General features: G+C 63.9%; 2 protein-coding genes and 1 pseudogene. 2 read left to right on the top strand and 1 reads right to left on the bottom strand.

Translation table 11 applies throughout. The annotated features are described in order from the left end of the window. A pseudogene (locus EOA24_RS35410) lies at positions 1 to 808 on the top strand (TolC family protein); the annotation flags it as partial. Positions 809 to 908: 100 nt separating this feature from the next. Continuing rightward, complete coding sequence (locus tag EOA24_RS35405) at positions 909 to 1595, top strand: aspartyl/asparaginyl beta-hydroxylase domain-containing protein (RefSeq protein ID WP_126082329.1); 687 nt, start codon at positions 909 to 911, stop codon at positions 1593 to 1595. A 76-nt stretch (positions 1596 to 1671) separates the two neighbouring features. On the opposite strand, the gene EOA24_RS35400 is transcribed toward EOA24_RS35405, so the two are convergent. Then, complete coding sequence (locus tag EOA24_RS35400; protein WP_126082328.1) at positions 1672 to 1971, bottom strand: DUF982 domain-containing protein; 300 nt, start codon at positions 1969 to 1971, stop codon at positions 1672 to 1674. Positions 1972 to 2128: the final 157 nt, after the last annotated feature.

Genomic DNA, 2128 nt, shown 5'->3' with positions numbered 1-2128 from the left:
CGGAAGGACAGGCCAGCGGCACGGAAGCCGGCGTTCCGAGCCTGGAGGCCAGCTATGCCGAGGCCGTGCATCGCCTTTCCGTGCTGACCGGGCGGCCGCCAGCGGCCCTCAACGAGCGCTTGAGGCACGCAACGCCGATCCCAGCGCCCCGCCTGCCGATCCCGACCGGCATCCCGGCCGACATCCTGCTCGCCCGTCCGGATGTGCGCATGGCCGAGCGGCAGTATGCACAGTCCACCGCCAAGATCGGCCAGGCCGAGGCGGCGCGCTATCCGGGCGTCAGCCTGACCGGCGACATCAGCACCACATCCCTCAAGCTCGGCGATCTCGGCAAGAACTCCCCCATCGGCTGGTCCTTTGGCCCCACCCTCAGCGTGCCATTGTTCAATGGCGGCCAATTGCAGGCGGCCGTCGACGTCGCGAAGGCCCAGCGCGACCAGTATTTCGTCGCCTACAAGGCCGCCGTGCTGACGGCGCTGGAAGACGTTGAAAACGCCACCGTTTCGCTGTCGCAGGAGCGCATCAGGAACGGCAAGCTCGCCTCCTCCGCGAATCCTACGGCGATGCCGCGCGGCTTGAAAGAACGCTCTACAAGGCTGGCGAGACCAGCCTCCTCGACGTGCTCGATGCCGAACGCTCAGCCTATTCCGCCGACGATTCCGTCCTGCAAAGCCGCGTCTCGATCGCCACCGATTACATAGCCTTGAACAAGGCGCTTGGCGGTGGCTGGAACGGCGCGATCGACACGGCCAGACCCGAAATCATAGATGTCCGCACCGGTCCGCGGCTGGCATCAAAGACGCAATGACCGGCGAGCCGTGCGGTCTATCCGCCGGCCCGAACAAATCTCCGTGAGCGACGCCCGCAAATAATATCCCACTATATAACAGCCTCGTTGAGGTAATGAGATGACAGGCGCCTACGATCTCGGAACCAATCTGGTTCGCCGTATCTATGAAAAGCGCATAGATGCGCCGGCCATTCTTGATGCCGGCACGCATTTTCCCAATGCGGCTAAGTTCGCCGCCGCCTGGCAGGACATCCGCGATGAAGCGCTGGCGGCAAAGCTGAACAAGGCGCCGCGTTTCCACGACATCATGCCGGAGCAGGCCGATATCTCTGCCAATGACGGGCTCGACTGGCGTATGTTCGTGCTCAAGGCCTACGACATGACGGTGCCGGAGAATCTCGCGCGGATGCCGGTTCTGACCCGGCTGCTCACCGAATGCCCCGAGGTCAAGTCGGCGGCCGTCTCCTTCCTCGCCCCGCGCAAGCATATCCCGCCGCACCGCGGACCATTCCGCGGCATCATGCGCTTTCACCTCGGGCTCGCCATCCCCAAACAGCCGGACGGCCGCCCGGCAACGATCATGATGATCAACCATGAGGAAAGGCGCATCGCCGACGGCGAGTGCATGCTGTGGGACGACACGTTCGAGCACGAAGTCATGAACAACTCGGATCAGCCGCGCGTCGCTCTTCTGCTCGACGTGTGGCGTCCGCAAATGCCGCTGGATATGGAAATCCTGTCGCGCGTGATCGTGCGCGGCGTGCAGGTGGGAATGCGCTACCGAGGCGTGTCGTTCGGCGGCTGAACCAGCTGCGATCGACGCCTTATGCATGTCGCCCGACGACGCGATCTTCAGAGAAAGACCTGGATGAAATAGAGACTCAGGCGCGCGCCTCGCGATGCGTCCCTGCTCTGCGCTTGCCGGGAAACATCGCGTCCCTCGCCAGCAATCCGCTGACGCGGCAGAAGGTTGCGAACGCCCGGCAGGCTTCCTCGGTGCTGGCCACATCGACCGTCGCCCCGAAGCAGGCATTGAAGGCGGCTTCGTAGATCTTGCCCTGCCTGCGCTTCGGCCAGTCCTGCAGGAAATCGAGCGCCTGCTCGACACTGTAGATCTCCTCGACCGGCAGGCCGGGCGCGGGCGTGATGCGCACCGGCACCTCGAATTGCAGTCTGTCCATTCCCTGTCTCCCGAACGAGCGCAGCCCCAGCAACGCCGCTCGATGTGAAAAGTTGCTTTTGCGGCCTTCTGACTCAGGAATGTGACCTCAGTGCGATCAACAATCGGTTCACGGATGCGTCAGGCGGCGCGCCCGGCCAATCCGCGCAGGCTAGGTG

The sequence above is a fragment of the Mesorhizobium sp. M2A.F.Ca.ET.039.01.1.1 genome (genome assembly GCF_003998035.1).
Taxonomy (GTDB): Bacteria; Pseudomonadota; Alphaproteobacteria; order Rhizobiales; family Rhizobiaceae; genus Mesorhizobium.
The sequence above is the reverse complement of the archived record's forward strand: the minus strand, read 5'-3'. Positions and strand labels throughout refer to the sequence as shown.

What these genes read in the sequence shown, in the direction of transcription:
- EOA24_RS35405 (WP_126082329.1), top strand. Translation starts at nt 909, where the DNA reads ATGACAGGCGCCTACGATCTCGGAACCAATCTGGTTCGCCGTATCTAT.
- EOA24_RS35400 (WP_126082328.1), bottom strand. Translation starts at nt 1,971, where the DNA reads ATGGACAGACTGCAATTCGAGGTGCCGGTGCGCATCACGCCCGCGCCC.